1 protein-coding gene is annotated in these 226 nt (G+C 43.8%); it reads left to right on the plus strand.

All coding sequences use genetic code 11. The features are described 5' to 3' along the window. Window positions 1-226 (plus strand): SprB repeat-containing protein (locus ABR854_RS26035; RefSeq protein ID WP_350268757.1); only part of this gene is annotated, 226 nt, incomplete at both ends.

A 226-nucleotide genomic window follows, 5' to 3' on the forward strand; every position in this document is an offset into this window, starting at 1 on the left:
CGAACCGAATTTATTAACATTGACTGCCACCCCAACGAATCTGACTTGTCAATCAAACAGCACCGGTAGTATCAGCCTATCGGCGAGCGGTGGCACAACAGCTTACACTTATTCAAAAGATGGCTCAACTTTCCAAAGTAGTAATGTATTTTCAGCTCTTTCGGCAGGCAATTATACCTTAATGGTGAAAGATGCCAATGGTTGTATGGCTACGGCAAGTACCACT

Origin of the sequence: Emticicia sp. W12TSBA100-4 (assembly GCF_040253585.1) — a bacterium.
Classification (GTDB): Bacteria; Bacteroidota; Bacteroidia; order Cytophagales; family Spirosomataceae; genus Emticicia.